This is a genomic window from Kitasatospora sp. NBC_00374 (genome assembly GCF_041434935.1).
Classification (GTDB): domain Bacteria; phylum Actinomycetota; class Actinomycetes; order Streptomycetales; family Streptomycetaceae; genus Kitasatospora.
This window is the reverse complement of the sequence record NZ_CP107964.1, coordinates 3,357,070-3,375,781: the sequence shown is the minus strand read 5'-3', so window position 1 is coordinate 3,375,781 and position 18,712 is coordinate 3,357,070. Positions and strand designations below refer to the sequence as shown.

Sequence of the window (18,712 nt, the reverse complement as noted above, 5' to 3'; positions counted from 1 at the left end):
CCGCCCGCACGGCAGGTGGCCCGCGGGGCCCGTTCCGGTAAGGTCGCAGGCTGGCCCCACCAGCGGACGGAGCACGACGTGAGCACGGTGCAAGAGGAACGCAGGACGCCCCCGCGGCGCCCCGAGCAGCCCCCTGCCCCGGCAGCCTGGCGCCGCCCGTTCACGGCGCCGCTGGCCGCCCTGCGCCAGGCCCCGCGCCGCCCGCTCGCCCTCGCCACCGCGCTGGCCCTGTTCTCACTGCTCGGCTACGCCACCGTGCGGCACTTCGTCGGCACCTCGATGGTCGACATGATCGTCTACCGGGCCGAGGGCGCCGCCGTCGCGGACGGCCGCGACCTGTACGCGCTGCGCGTCACCGAGTGGAACCTGCCCGCCACCTACCCGCCGTTCGCCGCGATGCTCTTCGTGCCGACCACCTGGTTCGGCGTCGGGTTCCTGCGGGTCGCCATCACCGCCGGGAACGTCGTCCTGATCGGGCTGCTCGCCCACCTGTCGTTCAAGCTGGTCGGCTGGCCGCGCCGGGAGCTGCGTCCGATCGGCGTGGTGCTGGTCGCCGGCCTCGGCGTCTGGCTGGAGCCGGTCTTCACCACGCTGCGCTACGGGCAGATCAACCTCGTCCTCGCCTGCCTGATCCTCTGGGACCTCACCCGCCCCGACGGCAGGCGCAGCAAGGGCGTCGCCATCGGCATCGCCGCCGGGATCAAGCTCACCCCCGGCCTGTTCGCCGTCTACCTGCTGATCACCGGCCGGGTCCGGGCCGCCTTCGTGGCCGGCTTCACCTTCCTCGCCACCTTCGCCCTCGGCGCGGCCGTCCTGCCCGACGCCACCTGGGGCTTCTGGACCAAGTACCTCTACGACTCCACCCGGGTCGGCAAGACCGAGATCGTCGACAACCAGTCCGTCCGCGGCGCCGTCGCCCGCCTGCTGCACAGCGCCGACCCCGGCACCCTGGCCACCCTGGCCAGTGCCACCGTCGCGCTGGCCGGCCTGGCCGTCGCCGGCTGGGCCCACCGCAGCGGCCGCTGGACGCCGCGCGCCGAGGCCTGGGGCGTCTGCTGCGCCGCCGTCACGGCCGTGCTGATCTCCCCGATCAGCTGGACCCACCACTGGGTGTGGTGCGTGCCGATGCTCGTCCTGCTCGCCGCCGAGGCCGCGCACGAGCACTCCCGCCCCACCGCCGTCCGGCGGCTGCGCTGGCGGCCGATCTTCGGCGCGACCCTGCTCGCCTTCCTGTCCTTCGGCATGTGGGTCGTCCCCCACAAGGGTGACCTCGACCTGCACCTGCCGCTGCTCCACCAGCTCCCGGCGGACGTCTACCCGCTCGTCGGAATCTGCTTCCTGGCCCTCGGCGCGCTCCGGGTCACCGCCCGCCGCCGGGCGGCCGGCGCACCGCTGCTCCAGCTGCCGCAGCAGCGCCGGGACCGCGCGGCCGGCTCCGACACGCCGGCCGACGAGCAGCCGCGCGAGCCGCAGCAGGCCTGAGGGCGCGCCGCCCGCCGCGGGCCGCCGACCGGGCCCGGGTCCCGGTACCGACCCGGGCTCACGCCAGCAGGTCGGCGAGCGAGCCGTCCAGGTCCAGCGCCCCCAGCTCGGCCCCCGGCGGTACCAGCCGGTGCGCACGCTCCAGCCAGGACGCCACTATCGCCAGCGGCGCCTCCAGCAGCGCGTCCCCGGCCGGCGAGCTGAGCGCCATGCACAGCACGCTTCGTCGGCCCGAGCGGGTCGGCCAGATCCGTACGTCGCCCTGCCCGCACGGGCGGAAGGTGCCCTCCACCAGCAGCTCCCGGGCGAACACCCAGGTCACCGGCGTCCCGGTGTCGAGGTGGAAGGTGATGTGCACCGCGAACGGGTCGTGGCTCCCGTACGACAGCCGGGCCGGGACGGGCACGCTGCGCTCGGGCGACAGCACCAGGTCGAGGTCGAGCTCCTGCTCCACCACACTGACGGACCGTTCCATGACCGTGTTCCTCTCCGCTTCCGGAGCGGCTGCCGCTCAGCCCCTCCACCGGGAGAGAGGACGGTGGACAGGATCTCTTACACACATTCCCGGGGGTTCTTTTCCGTCGAACCCGGCAGAGCGCGCGGCGAAGGTACTACCCTTTGTGACTGCATGGCGACTCTCCGCCTGCGCCACTCGATCCGGCCCGGTGCGGGCGCGAAGGAAGCACGGATGACGGACCGGCCATTCGCCGCCGGCGCGGACACGGCCGCCGGCCCGACGCCGGGCTACTACCCAGACCCCTCCATCCCCGGCTTCGTCCGGTACTGGGGCGGAACCGCCTGGGTGCCCGGCACCAGCCGGCGGGCCCCCGCCGAGGGCGAGTACCTGGCACCGCCGCACTTCGCCGCCCGGCAGGCCCCGCCGGTCGCCCCGCCCCGCCACATGCCGCCGCCGGCCGTCCCGGGGCCGCCCGGGGGCGCCGGACACCCGCAACCCGAGGCGCGGCGTGCCGCCGACGAGACCGGGCCGGTCTTCCTCGACCAGACCGGGGCGGGCGCCGCGTTCACCATGGCCCCGCAGGCGGAGCTCGAACTGCGGCCACGGGCGCTGGTCGAGCCGCACCGGCCGCCGGTCGATGTGCCCGGGCAGGGCGTGGGCACCGGTCTGGAACCGGTACCGCCGGGCCCGCTCGCCGTCGCGCCCGGCGGCGGCGTCCGGGGCCCCGAGGGATTCGGCTGGCGGGCCGACCCCACGGCGCAGCGCGGGCTGCTGGAGACCGGGACGGCGCCGCGGTGGGTGTCCTGGGGAGTGCTGGGCACCGAGGGAGCGGAGACGGCGGAGGATGCTGCCACGTCGGAGGCCGGGCCCGCGGCCGTGTTACCCGGCACCGTCAGACCGCCCGTGCCGGCTTCGTCGCCCGCCCCGGCCGCCGCCCCGGCTTCGTCGCCCGCCGCGCCCGGGCCGCGGAGTGCCGGGCCCGCTGCGACGAAGGTCGAGCCGGTGGTCGCCGAGCCGGCGGCCGCGCGGCCCGCCGCTGCCGAACGCGCCACTGCCGAACGCGCTGCTCCCGGGTCCGGCGCGGCCAAGGCCGCCGTCACCGGGCCTGCCGTCGCCAAGGCCGCCACCGCGAAGCCTGTTGCTGCCAAGGCTGCCGCCGCGAAGCCCGTAGCCGCGAAGCCCGCCGTGCGCAGGCCCGTGGCGCTGCCGCCCGCCGGGCTCGGCCGGCGCCTGGTCGCCCGGGCGATCGACACGGTCGTGGTCGCCGTCGTCGGCGCCGCGGCGGCGGTCCCGCTCGCAGCGTCCACGGTCGACCACCTTCAGCTCAAGCTCGACCAGGCCCAGCTCCGCTCGTACCTCACCGGCCGGGCGGTCCAGGTGTGGATGGTCGACTCGGTGGTCGTCGGCAAGGCGGCCGCACTCCTCGGCCTGCTGGTGCTGCTGGGCGTCCTGTACGAGGTCCTGCCGACCGCCCGCACCGGCCAGACCTTCGGCAAGCGGATCGCCGGGATCAGGGTGGTCGACGCGAAGGGCCCGGCCGGCCGGACCCGCCCGAAGCCGCCGCGCCCCGCCCGTTCGCTGCTCCGCTGGATCGTCGGCCAGCTCGCCGCCGTGCTGGTCCTCGGCCTGTTCTGGCCGCTGCTCGACCGGAGGGCCCGGCGGGGCCTGCAGGACCGCGCCGGCCGGACCAGAGTGGTGCGCGCCTGACGGGCGTTGACGGATCGTCCGACCGTGAAACGCATCAAAAACGGACGAAATATCCCAACGCCGTAGTATTTCCGATGTTCTACTCGGGTCATGAGCACCTCCGACCCCTCAGGCAACGAGCAGGAGGGGGGCGACAAGCCCTCCTTCGACAAGCCCCCGCAGGCGGGTACGCCGTCAGGTGCGCCGTCCGACCCACCCGGCACGCCCCCGCCGCCCCCACCCCCGGGCGAGAGTCCCTACGGCACCCCGCCGGGCTACGGCGCCCCCTACGGAGCACCCCCCGGTGCACCGGGGACGCCCCACGGCTCCCCGTACGGCGCGGCCCCTCCGCCGCCCGCCACCGGCCCGTACGCGGAGTCGGGCACAGGCCCGGTGCCGGGCATGCCACCGCTCGCCACCTGGCCCAACCGCATCATCGCGAAGGTGCTCGACTTCGCGATGATGGAGGCCCTCGCCGTCGTGGTGTCGCTGCCCTTCTCCGACCTCGGCCGGCAGAACGGCTGGATCGGGCCGATCTGGCTCGGCTACGCCTTCTTCCTGGTCTACGAGGGCCTGATGCTCAGCCGGGACGGCCAGACCGTCGGCAAGAAGCTCTTCCACCTCAGGGTCGCCATGCTCATCGACGGCAGCACCCCCACGCCCAACGCCGGGTGGATCAGATCGGCGACGTTCGTCCTGCCCGCCGTGATCTGCTGCGGCGGACTGTGGTGGCCGGTCGACGGGTTCTTCGGCGTCTTCGACAAGCCGTACCGGCAGTGCATCCACGACAAGGCCGCCAAGACCGTCGTCATCTCGACCGCCTGACGGCCCGGCCGACCGCCGCCGGCCCGGTCAGCCCTGCCGGGCGTACTCCGGCCGCGCCACCCCGGAAGGCTCGCCGAGCCCCGACTCGGCGGCCGGCCGGCGCTGCGCGGCCACCGACATGAGCAACGCCGTGGTGAGCGTCCCGAGCGCGATGGCGAACGCCACCAGCACCGCGACCTCGAACACCCCGGACGAACCGGAGACGGCGAGCAGGGCCACCGTGGTGGCGACGACGATCAGAATGCCGGTGCTGAGCTGGGCGGTGGTGGGGCGCGGCATGGCGGTCAGTCCTTCGCGCGGGAGGGTGGGCGTCCGTACTGAGGAACTACCCATGACGGTAGGTCGGTAAGTCCAGCCTCATCAGCCTAATCGGCCGATCCGGGCATATGCAGAAGCACGAGGGGGCGCACGGGCTCATACCGGCCCGCCGAAGCGGGGGCGACGCGCTCGGGTCCGGCCCGTCGGCGCGGCTCGGTACGGTGTCCACGAAGACCGCCGAACCCGTACCACCCTGGGGGAACCATGCCCGTACCCGCCGACTGGCCGGCCGACGAGGCCGAGGCGCGCGCAGAACAGGAACGGCTGCGCCCGCTGGTCGTCCCGGTCGGGCCCGCCCCGCAGGCCGCCGACGGCGCGCTCGTCGCGGGCGTCGACGTCGCCTACGACGACGACCGGGACCTCGTCGTGGCCGCCGCGGTGCTGCTCGACCTCGCGACCCTGGAAGTCGTCGAACAGACCACCGCGACCGGGCGGATCGCCTTCCCCTACCTCCCCGGACTGCTCGCCTTCCGCGAACTCCCCGCCGTCCTCGACGCCCTGGCCGACCTGAGGGCCACCCCCGACCTCGTCGTCTGCGACGGCTACGGACTCGCCCACCCCCGCCGCCTCGGCCTCGCCAGCCACCTGGGCGTCCTCACCGGCCTGGCCACCATCGGCGTCGCCAAGACCCCCTTCACCTTCACCCACCACCAGCCCGACGCCGAGCGCGGATCCTGGTCCCCGCTGCTCGACGGCACCGAGGAGGTCGGCCGGGCCGTCCGCACCCGTCGCGGTGTGAAACCGGTCTTCGTCTCCGTCGGCCACCGCATCGGCCTCCCCGAAGCCGTCGCCACCACCCTCGCCCTCGCCCCCGCCTACCGGCTCCCCGAGACCACCCGCCACGCGGACTCCCTCTGCCGGCGCCGCCTGGCCGAGGCCCAGCAGGCATACGGCACCCCGCCGCCGGGAACCCACAGGTAGACACCCCTGACACCGGCAAACCCGCGCAGCGGACGACGGTTGGGACACGAGCCCCCGTTCTGACAGCGCGTCGCATGTGTTAGACATATGGGTTGAAGCTTGGCAACGGCGAGTGAGCGGCGGCGGACGGCACCAGACCAGCCCGCCACACCGGTACGGGGGAGGTACAACGACGTGAGCACGGGGACCGGATCAACCGGCGGCTCCGGCGCCGGCTACCGCGTGGAGGTCGACGGCCTGAGGGCGTTCGCCACGCAGGTCCGAGGACTGCTCGGCGAGTTCCAGACCGCGGCGGACGGCACACGGGTGCACGGCCAGAGCGGCGTCGGTTCGAACGCCTTCGGCAACTTCCCGGAAGCGCAGGCGCTCCACGACAGGTACGAGCAGATGCGGGACGGGCTCCGCGACGTCCTCAACGCGCTCTACGACGCGATCGACGAGGCACAGCGCAAGGCGGACCTGACGGCGGTCAACTACGAGGAGCAGGAGCACGAGACCTCGCGCACCCTCAAGGTCGGCTCCGACGGCTGGTCGGTCGGCAACCCCTCCACCACCAGCCAGGTCACGTACAACACCACCACGGCCGGCTCACACCCCCGGCCGAGCGGCACGGCATCCCCGACCTCCCCGGCGAGCACCTCGTCGCCGTCGGGCAGCGGAGAGCCGAAGCCGTCGTGGTAGCGATCACGGTCCCGGGCGGGACCGCAGGCACGAGGCCGATTTCGGGACGGGGACGGAAGGCGTCCGACAATGAGTGAGTACACAAACTTCCACGGCTACAGCCACGGCGACATGCGCAGCATGGTGCAGTCCATGGACTCCGGCGGCGTCATGGCCGCCGGAGACCCCTGGCGCAAGGCCACCGAGACCCTCAAGCAGATCCGCACCGCGCTGAACGTCGCATCCGCCGACGCCACCTCCTCCTGGGAGGGCTCGACGAGCGACGCCTTCTACTCGAAGATGACGAAGCTCGCGAACGCGGTCAACAACGCGGCCGCATACGCGAACGACGCCGCGGCGGCCATGCAGATGATGTCCGAGGCCATCGACACCGCCAAGCGGGACATGCCCGAGGAGCCCAGCTGGCTCGACAAGGCCGGCGACGCCATCAGCGACACCGCCAAGACCACCGTCGGCGTCGACGACGAGGACACCCGCACCGCCGTCACCGACGAGAAGAAGGCCCAGGCGGTAGCGGTCATGGAGACCCTCGCCAGCAAGTACCGGGCGACGACGAACTACCTGAAGCCTCCCAAGAAACTGGATGTCAGCAACGACGTCGAAGACTTGCAGCCGCCCGACTCCGGTGGCACTGGGGCCCTCGGCGCCCTGATCATGGGCGGCGGGATGGGACTTGCGGGTTCCGGCCAGCCCGGGGGAAGCGTTGCCCCGTCGCAGCGGTCCTCTGGGCCGCGCCTCACCGGATCTCCTTCGTCACCCAAGGCCGCCTCGCCGGGCCCGGCGGATCCCGGGATCAAGGGCGGCACCGCCAACCCCTCAAACAGCTCGAAATCTCCTGTGGCCACCAGCCCCGGCACCGGTATCGACGGTGTGCATGTCGGGAGTCCTGGAGGAAAGACCGGGGTGTTCACTCCGGGTGGGGCGGGCGGAGGCCTGGGACCGGGTTCGAACGGCCACGCGGGCGGCGGCATTTCCGGAGGGCTCGACCTCAAGGGTGGCAACACCACCAGTGGGAGCGGCGCCGCCAGGGGGACCGGCTCCACGGGGAGCCAGAAGGGACTAAACGGAGGGGCCGGAGGCGGCACAGGCCGAGCGGCCGGTGCGGGTGGTAGTTCCGCTCGGGGTGGCACGGCAGGCTTCGGAGCAGGTGGCATGGATGGCCACAACGGCCTTGGTCGGGCCTCCGGTGGCGGAGCGGGTTCAGATCGGCGAGCTTCATCGGGCCTTGTGCGCAAGGGAGGCGGCCTGGTGGGCGAGTCCGGAAGCGGCGGGACAGGCAAGCAGGCCTTCACCGAAGGCGGCTCGGGCCTCGGCCGGGCCCGCGGGCAAGGCGGCTCGGGGACAGCAGGGCAGTCGCACGGTATGCCTGGAGGAACGCAGGCCGGCAAGAAGGACAAGAAGCAGGGGAAGGAGCGTCCGGACTACCTCGTCGAGGACGAGGAGACCTGGGCGCCCGGACAGACCGTCAACCCCAACGTGGTGGAATAACCCAGCTGCCAACTAGTGGTCCGAGCTGACAGCCGCTCCGCGACCTCGGGGTCGCGGGCGGCTGCTTCGATGATTGGGGTGACAGGGCATGGCGAGCAAACAACCGATGCGCATTGCGGCTGTACTGGCTGCAGGTGCAATGTTGTGGGGATCAGGCGTGATGCCTGCACATGCGGATAGCGTTCGCGATGCGCAGTGGCCGCTCAGAAGCTACGGGGCGGACACCAGGGTTTGGCCTATCAGTCAGGGTGACGGAGTCATCGTCGGGTTGATCGACACCGGTGTGATGTCGAATCATGAAGACCTCAGCGGACAGGTCCTGCCAGGTGCGGATCTGTCGGGGCAACAGGGCGACGGGCGGGTTGATGTAAAAGGCCACGGCACGTCCATGGCGAGTATTATCGCGGGTCACGGCCATGCGGGACAGTCCGGGATCATGGGGCTGGCCCCGAAGGCCAAGATCCTCCCGATTAGGGTCGGTCTCAATGACGCTGGCGAGGCTGAATCGGGAGAGACGAAACTCGCCGAAGCCATTCGTTTCGCCGCGGACAATGGCGCGAAGGTGATCAACCTGTCGATTGCTGGTGGATCGGCGTCCGACCGTGAGACACGTGCTGCTGTCGAGTACGCCATTTCGAAGGACATCGTTCTGGTCGCAGGTGCGGGAAACCTTGGCAACCATGGCTCTCCCGTCTCGTACCCGGCTGCCTACCCTGGCGTTGTCGCGGTTTCGGCCATCGACGATGTCGGGACCATCTGGGAGAAGTCCAACAAGGGCCCTGAGATGACACTGGCAGCGCCGGGAGTCGGCATCGCCAGTGCAGGGATCAAGTCAACCACCGCGTACACGACTTCCAACGGGACATCCGACGCCACCGCCTATGTCTCTGCCATTGCCGCGCTTGTCCGGGCCAAGTATCCGGATCTCTCGGCCGGGCAGGTCATCAACCGGATGATCAAGTCGGCGGTCGCTCCGCCCGACAAGTCGGCGGTGCCGAACAGCAGCTATGGGTACGGCATCGCTTCGCCCGGCGCCGCGTTGGCTGCCAACCCGGCGGTTGACGGTGGGGCGAAGGAGAATCCGCTGCTGGGGCGGGTCGAGTCGCAGAAGGGTGCGTCGGCCGCGCCGTCCGGGGGTGCTGCTTCGCCGAAGCCCGTGCCGAGTGCTCCGGCCGGTGCGGGGGCCAGTGGCGGGGATGTGGCCAAGGGTGATGACGGTGGCGGCGGCTTCCCGGTGGTTGCCGTGGCGGGTGGTGTGGTCGGGCTGCTGGTGGTGGTCGGGCTGGTGGTGTTCCTGGTGCGGCGCTCTCGTGGCGGGGGCGGCGGCACCGGTGGCCCGGGTGGCCCGGGTGGCGGGCCGGTGGCGTACGGGTCTGCGCCGCCGGGCGGCCCGCAGGGGTACGGGGCTCCGCAGTCGCAGCCGTCGCCGCAGTACCCGCCGCAGCAGCCCCCCGCCCCGCCGGGCGGTAATCCGTACCAGCGGTGACACGCCCTCGAACGGCGGATGGTTGTCCCATGTGATCGGCCCTTCAGGTAAGAGATGGCTCCACGAGTCGCCGTCTACCTGAAGGGCCGTCATGTTCAAGAAGCTCGCCGTTCTCACTCTGCTCGCCTCGGCCGCCGCGTTCGGCGTCCTCGGCGGGGCCGGCCCCGCCATGGCGGACGGGCCGACGAACGAGGAGGAGGCGGCGGTCTGTTCGGCGCTGCTTCCGTTCGCCGTCTCGGGCAGTCTGGTGGACGCGATCTGCGCGGTGCGCGACGGTGGCTGAGGAAGGCCTGCCGGCTTCGGCCTTCGTGGCCGGGGCCGGCTTTGCTGTGGGCGCGGACCGCCCGTCAGCCGGCGGTGGTCCAGGGGGCCTTGGCCATGATGGCCTTGACGTTGGCGACGTACGCGGGGTTGGGGATCACCGAGGTGCCGACGGTGGTGCCGGTGGCCGGGTCGGTGGTGGTGTTGTAGTGGACGTTGCCCGCGCCGGCGTTGTAGGCGGCGACGACCAGGTCGAGCAGGGGGGTCTTGCCGGTGACGGGGTCGGGGGAGAGGTCGTAGTTGCCGCCGAAGCAGGAGTCGCCGTAGTAGGCGACCAGCCAGTCGAGCAGTTGGGCGCCGAGCTGGACGTTGCCGTTGAGCGTGTTGACGTCGCTCTTGGTGCCGAACTTGGTGTTCATCCAGCTCACCGTGGTCGGCATGATCTGCATGGTGCCGATGCCGCCGTCGCAGGCGAGGATCGTGGACTGCCAGCCGCTCTCCTGCCAGGCGATCGCCTTGACCAGGGCGGTCGGGAGCGGCGGGAGGCGGTCGGTGCCGCCGTTGCCGAGCGAGAGGGTCCTGGACTGGGCGGCTGCGGCGGCCAGGGCGTCACCGACGGCGGCGCGCGGCGCGTCCGTCCCGGTGTGGCTGGGGGTGCAGCCGCTCTGCAGCGGCGGGGTGTGCGGCGGGGCCGGAGGCGGCGGGGGCGCCACCGGGCCGGGCTTGGCGGTGGGGGGCGGGGCGGCGGCCGTGACCGGCTTGGCGGTGGTCCTGGCGGGGGTGGGCGAGGCGGAGGCGCGCGTGCTCGGGGTGGCCGAGGGGCTCGGGGAGGCGCTCGGCGAGGGGCTGCCGGTGGCCGACTCGGTGGGGCTGGGCGAGGCGGAGGGCGAGCTCTCCGGGGCGGTGGTGACGACGGCCGCGGGTGCGGGCGGGGCGTCGGCGTGGTGCTCGGTCTTCTTCGCGCAGCCGGCCAGTGGCGCGGCGGCGATGGTGACCGATATCAGGCAGAGTGCGGCTCTGCGCGGGCCGTTGGCCGTCATGTGTGGATCCCCCGAGTGATGTGGCCCGCCCCGGAACGGGCAGGGCGGGCCACATCCTACGGCTCGGTAACGCGGCGTCGCCCGGGGGACGGTGGGTCAGCCGGCGACGAGCGGCCTGGCCAGCCAGAGTTCGGCGTAGGGGTCGTCGCCGTACGGTTCGGTCGGGCGGTAGCCGAGTCTGGTGTAGAGGGCGATGGCCTCGGTGAGGTCCTTGCGGGTGTTGAGCAGCATCCGTCGCGCGCCGCGTCCGCGCGCGGTCTCCTCGGCCGCGGCGACCAGCCGGGCGCCGCCGCCGCCCTGTCGTGCCGTGGAGCGTACGTAGACGCGGGTGAGTTCGGCCGCGCCGTCCTCGAGCCAGTGGATTCCGGTGCAGCCGACGGGGGTGGTGCCGGCGCGGGCGACCAGGAGCAGGCCGCGCGGCTCGAACAGGTCCGCGATGTCGCCCGCGAAGGTGTCGATCTCGGACTCCAGAGCCGGGCGGTCGTAGTAGCGGCTGATCAGTTCGTCGGTGTACTCGCGCAGCACGGTGGTGGCGTCGGGGTGGTCGGCCGGAACGGGGGAGATGTCCCAGGCGGCCGGTCCGGGCGGCGGGGGGAGAACGGGGGAGGTACTGGTCACGGTGTTCATTCTGCGGTGGCGGGCAAGCCGTTTTCCGGTCGCTGGTGCCCCCGGGCGTTGGCGGCATCTTGCGGTCGGATGGCGGTCGGACCGCTGGTGGCGGGCCGGGTGCCGGGTCATCCTTGAGCCATGATCACTCCTGACACCAAGGACTGGACCTGGGTCCTCGAACGTGCCTGCGCCGACTGCGGGCTGGACACTCCGGCGGTGGCCCCGGAGGCCGTCGCGGACATGGTGCGGGCCAATGCGGCGGCGTGGGCCGACCTGCTCGCGGGCGACCCGGCGGAGCTTCGGCGCAGGCCGGGCCCGGAGGTCTGGTCGCCCCTGGAGTACGCATGCCACGTCCGGGACGTGTTCCGGCTGTTCGACGTCCGGCTCGGTCTGATGCTCGACCGGGACGACCCGGCCTTCCCGAACTGGGACCAGGACGAGACGGCGGTGGCCGAGCGGTACGGCGAGCAGGATCCGGCCCGGGTGGCGGTCGACCTGGCGGCGGCGGCCGAGGTGCTGGCGCGCTCCTTCGAGGGCGTGGGGGGCGCACAGTGGCACCGGACCGGCGTGCGCGGTGACGGGGCGCGGTTCACGGTGGCGTCGTTCGCCCGTTATCTGATCCACGACCCCGTCCATCACCTGCACGACGTCACCGGGGTACGCGGCTGAGCCGCGCCATGCTCAGTCGGCGCCGCGACCGTCGACGGTGCGGGCGGGCAGTCCGTGCGGGGCGGCCTCGGCGAGGACCCGTCCGGGCCCGCGGCCTGCCCGGACGGTGAGGACGAAGCTGTGCAGTTCGCCGGCCCGTCGCGGTTCGAAGGCGATGTGGGCGAACGGCGCGGCCGCCGTCGAGGCGTCGGCGAGGCGGTCCAACTCGCCTTCCACCAGGGCCCATTCCTCGGCGGACACGTACTGGCGCATCACGGAGTGCCACACCACGGTGAGCGCTCCGTCGGCGACCCGGACACCGCGCAGGAACTCCGCCGCGCCCATCGCCTCGACCCGGGTCGGGATCCGGGCCGCCAGCCGCAGGGCGCCGTCGAGCCGGGCGGCGCGGGCGGGCTGGTCGGGCCAGAGGTAGGCGCGCAGGGCGAGCGCGCCGTCGGGGGAGCGCGGGTCGATCGGGATCGGGTCGCAGCCGAGGCGCTCGGTGAAGTCGAGGGGCGCCGCCCCGGCCGACGGGGTCGGCGGCGGGCCCTGCCAGGCATCGGTGAGTACGACGGGCGAGTCGGCGGGCCCGTAGGAGAAGCCGGGGGCCTCGCAGCGGAAGTGGTCCGCGAGGAGGTTGAGGCCGGCGCTGGAGCCGAGCTCGAACAGCCGGACCGGGTGCGGGCCGGAGCCCTCGGCGGCCAGCGTGTGCAGCAGGCCGGCGATCAGCAGGTTGGCGCGGCCGACCTCGTTGGTCTGCGGTGGCCTGGTCAGCCAGTCGCGCACCCACGGCAGGTCGGCGGCGACGGCAGCCCGGAAGGCGGGCCAGGCGGCGTCCGGCCGGCCCGGGTCGAAGGTGCCGCCGGCGCTCGGGTAGTGGGCCGCGAGGCCGGGTGCGCGCCCGGTCAGGACCAGCGCGTGCACCGCGCCCAGCAGCCGCAGGGCGACCGCGGCGGGGCCCGGGTCGGCCTCGTGCCCGGCCAGGGCCGCGGCGCAGGGGCCGCCGGCGGCGAGGTCGAGGGCGACCTGGTCGAGCAGTGCCGCGTAGAGCGGGGAGCCGAGTTCGGCGCAGGCGCGGGCCTGCTGCTCGACCAGGGCGACGGCGTGCGCGCGGGGCCGGGCGCTGCCGGCACCCGGCTGGTCCGGTGCGGTCGGCACGGTGGACATCCGGTGGCTCCGTTCCGTCGGCTGGGATCATCATTCGCCGGCCGGCGGCCCGTCAGGAGGCGGCGCGCGGGTGATCCCGATCACCCGGCGGGAGCCGCACCCGTCCGCTCAGACCTCCTCCGCCGGGGCGCTGCGGCGGGCGTGGCGCAGGCGCCCGGTGATGCTGGCGGCGTCCGTACCGATCACGTCGGCGATCTCGGGTGTGGCGAGCCCGACCACGTAGTGGAGGATCGCCAGGTCCTCGTCGGCCGGTCCGGGCCGCAGACCGGACGGGACGGAGTGGGCCCGCTGCTCGGTGATGGTCGTGCGCAGGATCTCCCAGGCCGCGGCCGTGGGGTTGGGCCCGACCAGCACCTCGGACCAGACGGAGGCCAGACTGCCCAGCGCGCGCCGCACCACGGCGGCGGCCTGGTCCGGGTCGGCGAACCAGACCCGGGCGTAGCTGAGGTACCGGGGCCGGTGGAGCTCGCAGAAGGCGCCGAACTCCACCGGCATGCCGGGGAAGTCGCCGGCCCGGGTGGCAGCCGCCGGTACTTCGGCCTGGACATGACGGTCAGTCACATCTGCCTCTCGATCTGATCGGGGCGGCGGGGCGCACATTCCGCTCACTCTAGGCCCTCGCCCCGCTGCATTGGGTGACAAGTCCGTTGAGATGACCGGGAGTGGGGCTCGATCCGGCCGATAGCTGACGACCGGTCAGCTCTGCGCAGTGGGTGCGCCTGCGACCAGGTCGCAGCTGGTCAGCGGTGGTACAACGGCAGTGGCTGCAAGGGGGCCCCTGTGTCACCGTGGTCGGCATGGCAGAGCATCGGCACCACCGTCGCGGGTGGGCCGGCCTGCGGCACCGGCTCGGGCATCTGCTCAAGCCGCACACCCATGACACACCCGAACGGGTGGACGCGGCCCTGGAGGCCTCGGCGGACGGGCTGCGCACCCTGTGGGTCTCGCTGCTCGTCCTGGGCCTCACCGCGGCCGTCCAGGCCGTCGCGGTGGCGCGCTCGGGCTCGGTCGCCCTGGTCGGCGCCGCAGGCAGCGGCGCGGGTCCGCGGTACGCGGACCCGGTGGTCGGGCTGCCGATCACGGTGGCGATCCCGGCCGCGCTGCGGGGTTCGCTGCGGGAGGCCGGCCGGCGGCTGGTGGACGCGGTGGACCCGGCGCCGGTGGACGCCGCGGAGCGGGAGCTGCGCGCGGTGGCGGGGGTGCGCGGGGCGGGCGCGGTCCGGATGCGCTGGGTCGGGCACGCCCTGCGCGCGGAGGCCGAGGTGGTGGTGGATCCGGACCTGACGGCGCGTCATAGCGGCTTCGGGGCCGGTTCAGGGACGCCTGCGACGGTCGCGGGACGGCCCCCCAGGCCGCAGGCGGCCGGTTCGGGTAACTGTCCGGCCGCCCTCCCCGTTCGCCCCCCGGTCCGTCCCGCCGGGGCGGGCCCGGCCCGGTGGCGGTGCGAGGTGTAGGCCGGTCACGCGCGGTTGACGCCGGGCGGGGTCACGGGCCTGCCGCTCGCCCCGATCGCCGTCACCGTCGCCGAGAGCCCGCTGTCGCCGCAGTCCTGCGGGATCGGCGCCGGGGCGCCGATCGACGTCGGACCGAAGCGTTCCGGGCTCCCGGCCCGGGAGCCGGAGAACCCGCCGCCGGGCCGACCGCTCGACCGCCGCCCCGGCCTCCCGGCGGCCGGCGGGAACCTGCCGGGATCCGAGGCCTGCTACACGTTCAGGATGGACGACCGGCTGGGCTGACGTCGCTGCTCCGGTCCTCCGAGAGGTGTTCGGGCAGTTGCTCGGCCAGGTGTTCGGCGAGGTGCGCCTGCCGGGCCGTCGCGGCGGCGGAGGCGGCTGCCGAGACGGCTGCGGCTGCGGGGGCCGCCGACCGCCGGGTCTGCCCGGGAATGCTCAGCGGGGCGTCGGTCCGGCGGGTGCGGGCGACCTCGTCCACGGCCTCGGCCGCCTCGCGGGCGGCGAGGTAGGCCTGGACCGCCGCGATGCCGTAGACCGGCTGGATCAGCTGGTGGCCCTTGAAGAACGGCCGGGCCGGGGCGAAGCCCGCGGCGATCACCAGCTCGCGGATCTCGGCTATCTCCTCCTCCGTCCGCGCCGTGAAGCGGACCTCCCAGCCCTTCTTGTATGCGCGGCCGTCCTCGCTGTTGCGGCGGGCGAGGTCCGGTCGGCGGACGTAGCCGGGCAGGCGGCCGAGGCGCAGCTGGGCAGTGCGCCGGCCGGAGGTTTCGTCACGTGGCATGAGCTGATGGTAGGCAATCGCCGGGGAGCGTCCGACTCCGGGTTGGTGCTTCACCGTGCGACCATGGTCACTCTCCGTCATGATCACCTGGTCAAGGTGGTGGGGTGCTTCGGCCGCAGTGATGATCATTCCGTTGAATATCGGATGGTACCCGTCAAGTCCGATCTAATCCGGCAACTGAATGAACGTCCGATCCGCCAAATGGGTGAGGGTATGGGGACTTTAGTGCAGGGCAGTCCCGGTTTCGCGACGGTTGGGTAACAGGTCGTCAGGTCGTGGATGCCGTGGCAGGGCTGTTGGGGAGGGTGTCGGCATGAGCTACCAGATTCCTTCCCAGTCCGTGTCCCTCGAAGAGCTGGCCAGGCGGCAGCAGAACGTGATCACGGCCAGTCAACTGCGCGCCCGCGGAGTGCCCACCCGGGTGGTCAGCGACCACTGCAGGCGCGGCGGCCCATGGCAGCGGATGCTGCCCCGGGTCTATCTGCTGCAGGAGAGCGAGCCGACCCCCGAGCAGCGGATGTGGGCCGCGCTGCTCTACGCGGCACAGAACGGCCGGGAGGAGGGCGGCCGGGAGGGTGCCGTGATCACCGGCGCGGCGGCGCTCGCGCTGTACGGCTTCGTCTCGATGCCGCGGCTGCCCGCCGTCATCGGGGTGGAGGTGCTGGTGCCCCGTCAGCGCCGGCTGCGCGATGCCGGACAGGTCCGGATCCGGCGCACCGAAAGGGAGTTGGTGGCCCGGTCGGTGCACGGCCTGGCCTGCGCCCCGGTGGCCCGGGCGGTGTCGGACGCGGTGCGCGAGTGGACGGACTCGGGCGCCTTCGAGGCCGGCCTGATCGGCCCGGGCCTGCTGCGCTCGGTCCTCCGCGAGGCGGTCTCCCGGATCGAGTCCGGCGGCGCGCTCAGGGAGTTGTCGGCCGAGCTGGCCGAGGCCGGCCTGCTGGAGGAGCCCCGGGTGCGGGCCGCGCTGGACGAACTGCTCGCGACCGAAAGGGAGTCGGTGCTGGAGCGCCTCGGCGACCTGGTCGACGAGTGGCTGCTGCCCGCACCGCTGGCCGGCCCCGAGCTGCGGATGCGCGGCGGCACCCACATCGCGGTGCCGGACCTCTACTGGCCGCAGGCCGCCGTCGCCGTCGAGGTCGACTCGGACCTGCGCTGCGTCAGCGAGGGCGAGGCGGCCTGGGTGCGCGGCGGCCAGCACCGGATGGAGTACCTGGGGGTGCGGGTGGTGTACGTGTCCGGAGAGCGGCTCGCCGCCGAACCGGACGCGGTCGGCGGCGAGCTGCGGGAGGCGTTCAAGGCCGGCGGCGAGGACGTCGTCGAACTGCTGGTGACGGAACGCTGACCGCGCGGCCCGTGCAAGTCAGCTGCGCACCATCGGCTCGCCGATCAACTCCACTCCGGCCAGCCGGAGTTCGTCCAGGGCCGCCGCCGTCGTCGGGGCGGCCACCGCGGCGGTGAGGTCGAGCAGGACGCGAGTGGCGAACCCCTCGCGGGCGGCGTCCAGGGCGGTCGCCCGGACGCAGTGGTCGGTGGCGATGCCGACCACGTCGACCTCGGCCACCCCCCGTGAGCGCAGCCACTCGGCGAGGTTCTCCCCGATCTCGTTGCGGCCCTCGAATCCGCTGTACGCGGCCGCGTACGCACCCTTGTCGAAGACCGCCTCGATCGCGCCCGAGGTGACCGACGGGGCGAAGTTCGGATGGAACCCGACCCCCTCGGTACCCGCCACGCAGTGCACCGGCCACGAGTCGACGTAGTCCGGCTCGGCGGAGAAGTGCGCACCGGGGTCGATGTGGTGGTCGCGGGTGGCGACGATGTGGGCGTAACCGGGGGTGGACTCGGCGATCAGGTCGGTGATCGCGGCGGCGACCTCGGCACCGCCGGACACGGCCAGACTGCCGCCCTCGCAGAAGTCGTTCTGCACGTCGACGACGATCAGGGCGCGGTGCATGGCTGGCTTCTCTCGTTGTGGTCTCGGGTGCTGGGGCCGGGGCTATGAACTCTAGGGAGTGACGCGCGTAGGCGAAAGGCCCGCGGCACCCCCCGGAGCACGGTCAGACGCCGACCGGCGCGGCGACCTGCGCCGCGGCCGGCTGCTCCGTCACGATCACCGGCTCGCCCTTGGACAGCTGCGTCGCCGACAGCGGCAGCCCCGCGATCGCCCGCAGGTGGCGCTCACGTGCGGCGCTCAGCGGTTCGCGTCCGACCACCTCGCCCGCGGTGATCAGCGGGACGTGCAGCAGGTGCGGCTCCAGCTCCGCGGGGACCGGGCCGAGCCCGACCACCTCGGCCTCGGCCACGCCGTCCGCGTCGGGGCGGCGGGCGGCCCACTTGCGTCCGCCGACGCTGGTCTTCCCGCCCGCCGAGCGCTTGGCGACCGGCACCAGCTCGCCGTCCGGGCCGCTCGCCCGGGCGACCAGCTTGTAGACCATGGCGCAGGTCGGGTGCCCACTGCCGGTGACCAGGCTGGTGCCCACGCCGTAGCCGTCCACGGGGGCGGCGGCCAGGGCGGCGATGGCGTACTCGTCCAGGTCGGAGGTGACGATGATCCGGGTCTTGGTGGCGCCCAGCTCGTCCAGCTGGCGGCGGACCCGGTGGGCCAGCAGCGTGAGGTCGCCGGAGTCGATCCGGACGGCGCCCAGGCCCGGTCCGGCCACCTCGACGGCGGTGCGTACGGCCTCCGCCAGGTCGTAGGTGTCCACCAGCAGGGTGGTGCCCCGGCCCATCGAGTCGATCTGCGCGGTGAAGGCGTCCCGCTCGCTGTCGTGCAGCAGGGTGAAGGCGTGCGCGGCCGTCCCGGTGGTGGGGATGCCGTAGGTGAAGCCGGCCTCCAGGTCCGAGGTGGCGCCGAAACCGGCGACGTACGCGGCCCGGGCGGCGGCGACGGCGGCGCCTTCGTGGGCCCGGCGGGCACCCATCTCGATGCACGGGCGGTCGCCCGCGGCGGTGGTCATCCGGGAGGCCGCGGCGGCGATCGCCGAGTCGTGGTTGAGGATCGAGAGGATCAGCGTCTCCAGGATGACCGCCTCGGCGAAGCTGCCCTCGACGGTCAGCAGCGGGGAGCCGGGGAAGTAGACCTCGCCCTCCGGATAGCCGTGGATGTCACCACTGAAGCGGTAGTCGGCGAGGTAGCGCAGGGTGGGCTCGTCCACGACCCGCTGGTCGGCCAGCCAGTCCAGCTGCGGGGTGGTGAAACGGAACGCCTCCACCGCGTCCAGCACCCGGCCGGTGCCGGCCAGCACGCCGTAGCGGCGGCCGCCCGGCAGGCGGCGGGTGAAGACCTCGAAGACGGAGCGGCGGTGTGCTGCGCCGCTGCGCAGGGCGGCCTGCAGCATGGTGAGTTCGTACCGGTCGGTGAGCAGCGCGGTGGACCGGCTCGCGGTGATGGCGTCCATGGTGATGATGCTA

21 protein-coding genes are annotated in these 18,712 nt (G+C 73.3%); 12 read left to right on the top strand and 9 right to left on the bottom strand.

The window, feature by feature from the left end; translation table 11 throughout:
* The first annotated feature begins 78 nt into the window (after positions 1 to 78).
* Positions 79 to 1,482, top strand: a complete 1,404-nt coding sequence (locus OG871_RS15100) for a glycosyltransferase 87 family protein (protein ID WP_371497289.1) — start codon at positions 79 to 81, stop codon at positions 1,480 to 1,482.
* A gap of 58 nt (positions 1,483 to 1,540) precedes the next feature.
* Here OG871_RS15100 and OG871_RS15095 read toward each other — a convergent pair whose 3' ends face one another.
* Positions 1,541 to 1,957, bottom strand: a complete 417-nt coding sequence (locus OG871_RS15095) for an SsgA family sporulation/cell division regulator (protein ID WP_371497288.1) — start codon at positions 1,955 to 1,957, stop codon at positions 1,541 to 1,543.
* Positions 1,958 to 2,170: 213 nt separating this feature from the next.
* On the opposite strand from OG871_RS15095, the gene OG871_RS15090 reads away from it, so the two are divergent.
* Together OG871_RS15090 and OG871_RS15085 are read left to right on the top strand one after the other, a co-directional pair.
* Positions 2,171 to 3,646 carry an RDD family protein gene (locus OG871_RS15090; protein ID WP_371497287.1) on the top strand — a complete coding sequence of 492 codons (1,476 nt, stop codon included), beginning with the start codon at positions 2,171 to 2,173 and terminating at the stop codon, positions 3,644 to 3,646.
* Between the two features lie 90 nt (positions 3,647 to 3,736).
* Positions 3,737 to 4,450, top strand: a complete 714-nt coding sequence (locus OG871_RS15085; RefSeq protein ID WP_371497286.1) for an RDD family protein — start codon at positions 3,737 to 3,739, stop codon at positions 4,448 to 4,450.
* 27 nt (positions 4,451 to 4,477) lie between these two features.
* Here the strand turns inward: OG871_RS15085 and OG871_RS15080 are convergent, their stop codons facing one another.
* On the bottom strand, positions 4,478 to 4,729 hold the full coding sequence (locus OG871_RS15080) for a hypothetical protein (RefSeq protein ID WP_371497285.1): 252 nt from the start codon (positions 4,727 to 4,729) through the stop codon (positions 4,478 to 4,480).
* 243 nt (positions 4,730 to 4,972) lie between these two features.
* On the opposite strand from OG871_RS15080, the gene OG871_RS15075 reads away from it, so the two are divergent.
* The 5 genes from OG871_RS15075 (at position 4,973) to OG871_RS15055 (ending at position 9,627) form a co-directional block, all read left to right on the top strand.
* Positions 4,973 to 5,689 (top strand): endonuclease V, encoded by a 717-nt coding sequence (locus OG871_RS15075; RefSeq protein ID WP_371497284.1) that lies wholly within the window; start codon positions 4,973 to 4,975, stop codon positions 5,687 to 5,689.
* Between the two features lie 174 nt (positions 5,690 to 5,863).
* Positions 5,864 to 6,370 (top strand): hypothetical protein, encoded by a 507-nt coding sequence (locus tag OG871_RS15070; RefSeq protein ID WP_371497283.1) that lies wholly within the window; start codon positions 5,864 to 5,866, stop codon positions 6,368 to 6,370.
* A gap of 69 nt (positions 6,371 to 6,439) precedes the next feature.
* Positions 6,440 to 7,858 carry a hypothetical protein gene (locus OG871_RS15065; RefSeq protein ID WP_371497282.1) on the top strand — a complete coding sequence of 473 codons (1,419 nt, stop codon included), beginning with the start codon at positions 6,440 to 6,442 and terminating at the stop codon, positions 7,856 to 7,858.
* Positions 7,859 to 7,946: 88 nt separating this feature from the next.
* Complete coding sequence (gene mycP / locus OG871_RS15060; RefSeq protein ID WP_371497281.1) at positions 7,947 to 9,344, top strand: type VII secretion-associated serine protease mycosin; 1,398 nt, start codon at positions 7,947 to 7,949, stop codon at positions 9,342 to 9,344.
* 91 nt (positions 9,345 to 9,435) lie between these two features.
* Entirely contained in the window at positions 9,436 to 9,627 is a 192-nt protein-coding gene (locus OG871_RS15055) for a hypothetical protein (RefSeq protein WP_371497280.1), read from the top strand.
* A 64-nt stretch (positions 9,628 to 9,691) separates the two neighbouring features.
* Here OG871_RS15055 and OG871_RS15050 read toward each other — a convergent pair whose 3' ends face one another.
* Positions 9,692 to 10,645, bottom strand: a complete 954-nt coding sequence (locus OG871_RS15050; RefSeq protein WP_371497279.1) for a transglycosylase SLT domain-containing protein — start codon at positions 10,643 to 10,645, stop codon at positions 9,692 to 9,694.
* Positions 10,646 to 10,741: 96 nt separating this feature from the next.
* Positions 10,742 to 11,263: a GNAT family N-acetyltransferase gene (locus OG871_RS15045; RefSeq protein ID WP_371497278.1), complete on the bottom strand. Its 522-nt coding sequence runs from the start codon at positions 11,261 to 11,263 to the stop codon at positions 10,742 to 10,744.
* Between the two features lie 129 nt (positions 11,264 to 11,392).
* Here OG871_RS15045 and OG871_RS15040 point away from each other — a divergent pair, with 129 nt between their 5' ends.
* The gene (locus tag OG871_RS15040) at positions 11,393 to 11,923 is read left to right on the top strand and encodes a DinB family protein (RefSeq protein WP_371497277.1); all 531 of its coding nucleotides are present in this window, start codon (positions 11,393 to 11,395) and stop codon (positions 11,921 to 11,923) included.
* A gap of 12 nt (positions 11,924 to 11,935) precedes the next feature.
* Here OG871_RS15040 and OG871_RS15035 read toward each other — a convergent pair whose 3' ends face one another.
* Both OG871_RS15035 and OG871_RS15030 read right to left on the bottom strand, forming a co-directional pair.
* Positions 11,936 to 13,069: a DUF2332 domain-containing protein gene (locus OG871_RS15035; protein ID WP_371497276.1), complete on the bottom strand. Its 1,134-nt coding sequence runs from the start codon at positions 13,067 to 13,069 to the stop codon at positions 11,936 to 11,938.
* A gap of 108 nt (positions 13,070 to 13,177) precedes the next feature.
* Positions 13,178 to 13,630: a hypothetical protein gene (locus tag OG871_RS15030; RefSeq protein WP_371497275.1), complete on the bottom strand. Its 453-nt coding sequence runs from the start codon at positions 13,628 to 13,630 to the stop codon at positions 13,178 to 13,180.
* A 236-nt stretch (positions 13,631 to 13,866) separates the two neighbouring features.
* Between OG871_RS15030 and OG871_RS15025 the strand changes: the two genes are divergently transcribed.
* Positions 13,867 to 14,523: a hypothetical protein gene (locus tag OG871_RS15025; protein ID WP_371497274.1), complete on the top strand. Its 657-nt coding sequence runs from the start codon at positions 13,867 to 13,869 to the stop codon at positions 14,521 to 14,523.
* Positions 14,524 to 14,538: 15 nt separating this feature from the next.
* A complete protein-coding gene (locus tag OG871_RS15020; RefSeq protein WP_371497273.1) occupies positions 14,539 to 14,805 on the top strand; it encodes a hypothetical protein in 267 nt (88 codons plus the stop codon).
* On the opposite strand, the gene OG871_RS15015 is transcribed toward OG871_RS15020, so the two are convergent.
* Positions 14,780 to 15,304 carry a hypothetical protein gene (locus OG871_RS15015; RefSeq protein WP_371497272.1) on the bottom strand — a complete coding sequence of 175 codons (525 nt, stop codon included), beginning with the start codon at positions 15,302 to 15,304 and terminating at the stop codon, positions 14,780 to 14,782. The genes OG871_RS15020 and OG871_RS15015 overlap by 26 nt on opposite strands.
* 313 nt (positions 15,305 to 15,617) lie before the next feature.
* Here OG871_RS15015 and OG871_RS15010 point away from each other — a divergent pair, with 313 nt between their 5' ends.
* A complete protein-coding gene (locus tag OG871_RS15010) occupies positions 15,618 to 16,646 on the top strand; it encodes a hypothetical protein (protein WP_371497271.1) in 1,029 nt (342 codons plus the stop codon).
* An 18-nt stretch (positions 16,647 to 16,664) separates the two neighbouring features.
* Here OG871_RS15010 and OG871_RS15005 read toward each other — a convergent pair whose 3' ends face one another.
* Positions 16,665 to 17,255 (bottom strand): isochorismatase family protein, encoded by a 591-nt coding sequence (locus tag OG871_RS15005; protein ID WP_371497270.1) that lies wholly within the window; start codon positions 17,253 to 17,255, stop codon positions 16,665 to 16,667.
* A gap of 103 nt (positions 17,256 to 17,358) precedes the next feature.
* Complete coding sequence (locus OG871_RS15000) at positions 17,359 to 18,699, bottom strand: nicotinate phosphoribosyltransferase (protein ID WP_371497269.1); 1,341 nt, start codon at positions 18,697 to 18,699, stop codon at positions 17,359 to 17,361.
* Between the last annotated feature and the right edge of the window lie 13 nt (positions 18,700 to 18,712).

Bases quoted from the DNA above. Each gene is read 5' to 3' on its own strand.
- OG871_RS15095 (WP_371497288.1), bottom strand. From the start codon at position 1,957: ATGGAACGGTCCGTCAGTGTGGTGGAGCAGGAGCTCGACCTCGACCTG.
- OG871_RS15090 (WP_371497287.1), top strand. From the start codon at position 2,171: ATGACGGACCGGCCATTCGCCGCCGGCGCGGACACGGCCGCCGGCCCG.
- OG871_RS15085 (WP_371497286.1), top strand. From the start codon at position 3,737: ATGAGCACCTCCGACCCCTCAGGCAACGAGCAGGAGGGGGGCGACAAG.
- OG871_RS15080 (WP_371497285.1), bottom strand. From the start codon at position 4,729: ATGCCGCGCCCCACCACCGCCCAGCTCAGCACCGGCATTCTGATCGTC.
- OG871_RS15075 (WP_371497284.1), top strand. From the start codon at position 4,973: ATGCCCGTACCCGCCGACTGGCCGGCCGACGAGGCCGAGGCGCGCGCA.
- OG871_RS15065 (WP_371497282.1), top strand. From the start codon at position 6,440: ATGAGTGAGTACACAAACTTCCACGGCTACAGCCACGGCGACATGCGC.
- mycP (WP_371497281.1), top strand. From the start codon at position 7,947: ATGGCGAGCAAACAACCGATGCGCATTGCGGCTGTACTGGCTGCAGGT.
- OG871_RS15055 (WP_371497280.1), top strand. From the start codon at position 9,436: ATGTTCAAGAAGCTCGCCGTTCTCACTCTGCTCGCCTCGGCCGCCGCG.
- OG871_RS15050 (WP_371497279.1), bottom strand. From the start codon at position 10,645: ATGACGGCCAACGGCCCGCGCAGAGCCGCACTCTGCCTGATATCGGTC.
- OG871_RS15040 (WP_371497277.1), top strand. From the start codon at position 11,393: ATGATCACTCCTGACACCAAGGACTGGACCTGGGTCCTCGAACGTGCC.
- OG871_RS15035 (WP_371497276.1), bottom strand. From the start codon at position 13,069: ATGTCCACCGTGCCGACCGCACCGGACCAGCCGGGTGCCGGCAGCGCC.
- OG871_RS15025 (WP_371497274.1), top strand. From the start codon at position 13,867: ATGGCAGAGCATCGGCACCACCGTCGCGGGTGGGCCGGCCTGCGGCAC.
- OG871_RS15015 (WP_371497272.1), bottom strand. From the start codon at position 15,304: ATGCCACGTGACGAAACCTCCGGCCGGCGCACTGCCCAGCTGCGCCTC.
- OG871_RS15010 (WP_371497271.1), top strand. From the start codon at position 15,618: ATGAGCTACCAGATTCCTTCCCAGTCCGTGTCCCTCGAAGAGCTGGCC.
- OG871_RS15005 (WP_371497270.1), bottom strand. From the start codon at position 17,255: ATGCACCGCGCCCTGATCGTCGTCGACGTGCAGAACGACTTCTGCGAG.
- OG871_RS15000 (WP_371497269.1), bottom strand. From the start codon at position 18,699: ATGGACGCCATCACCGCGAGCCGGTCCACCGCGCTGCTCACCGACCGG.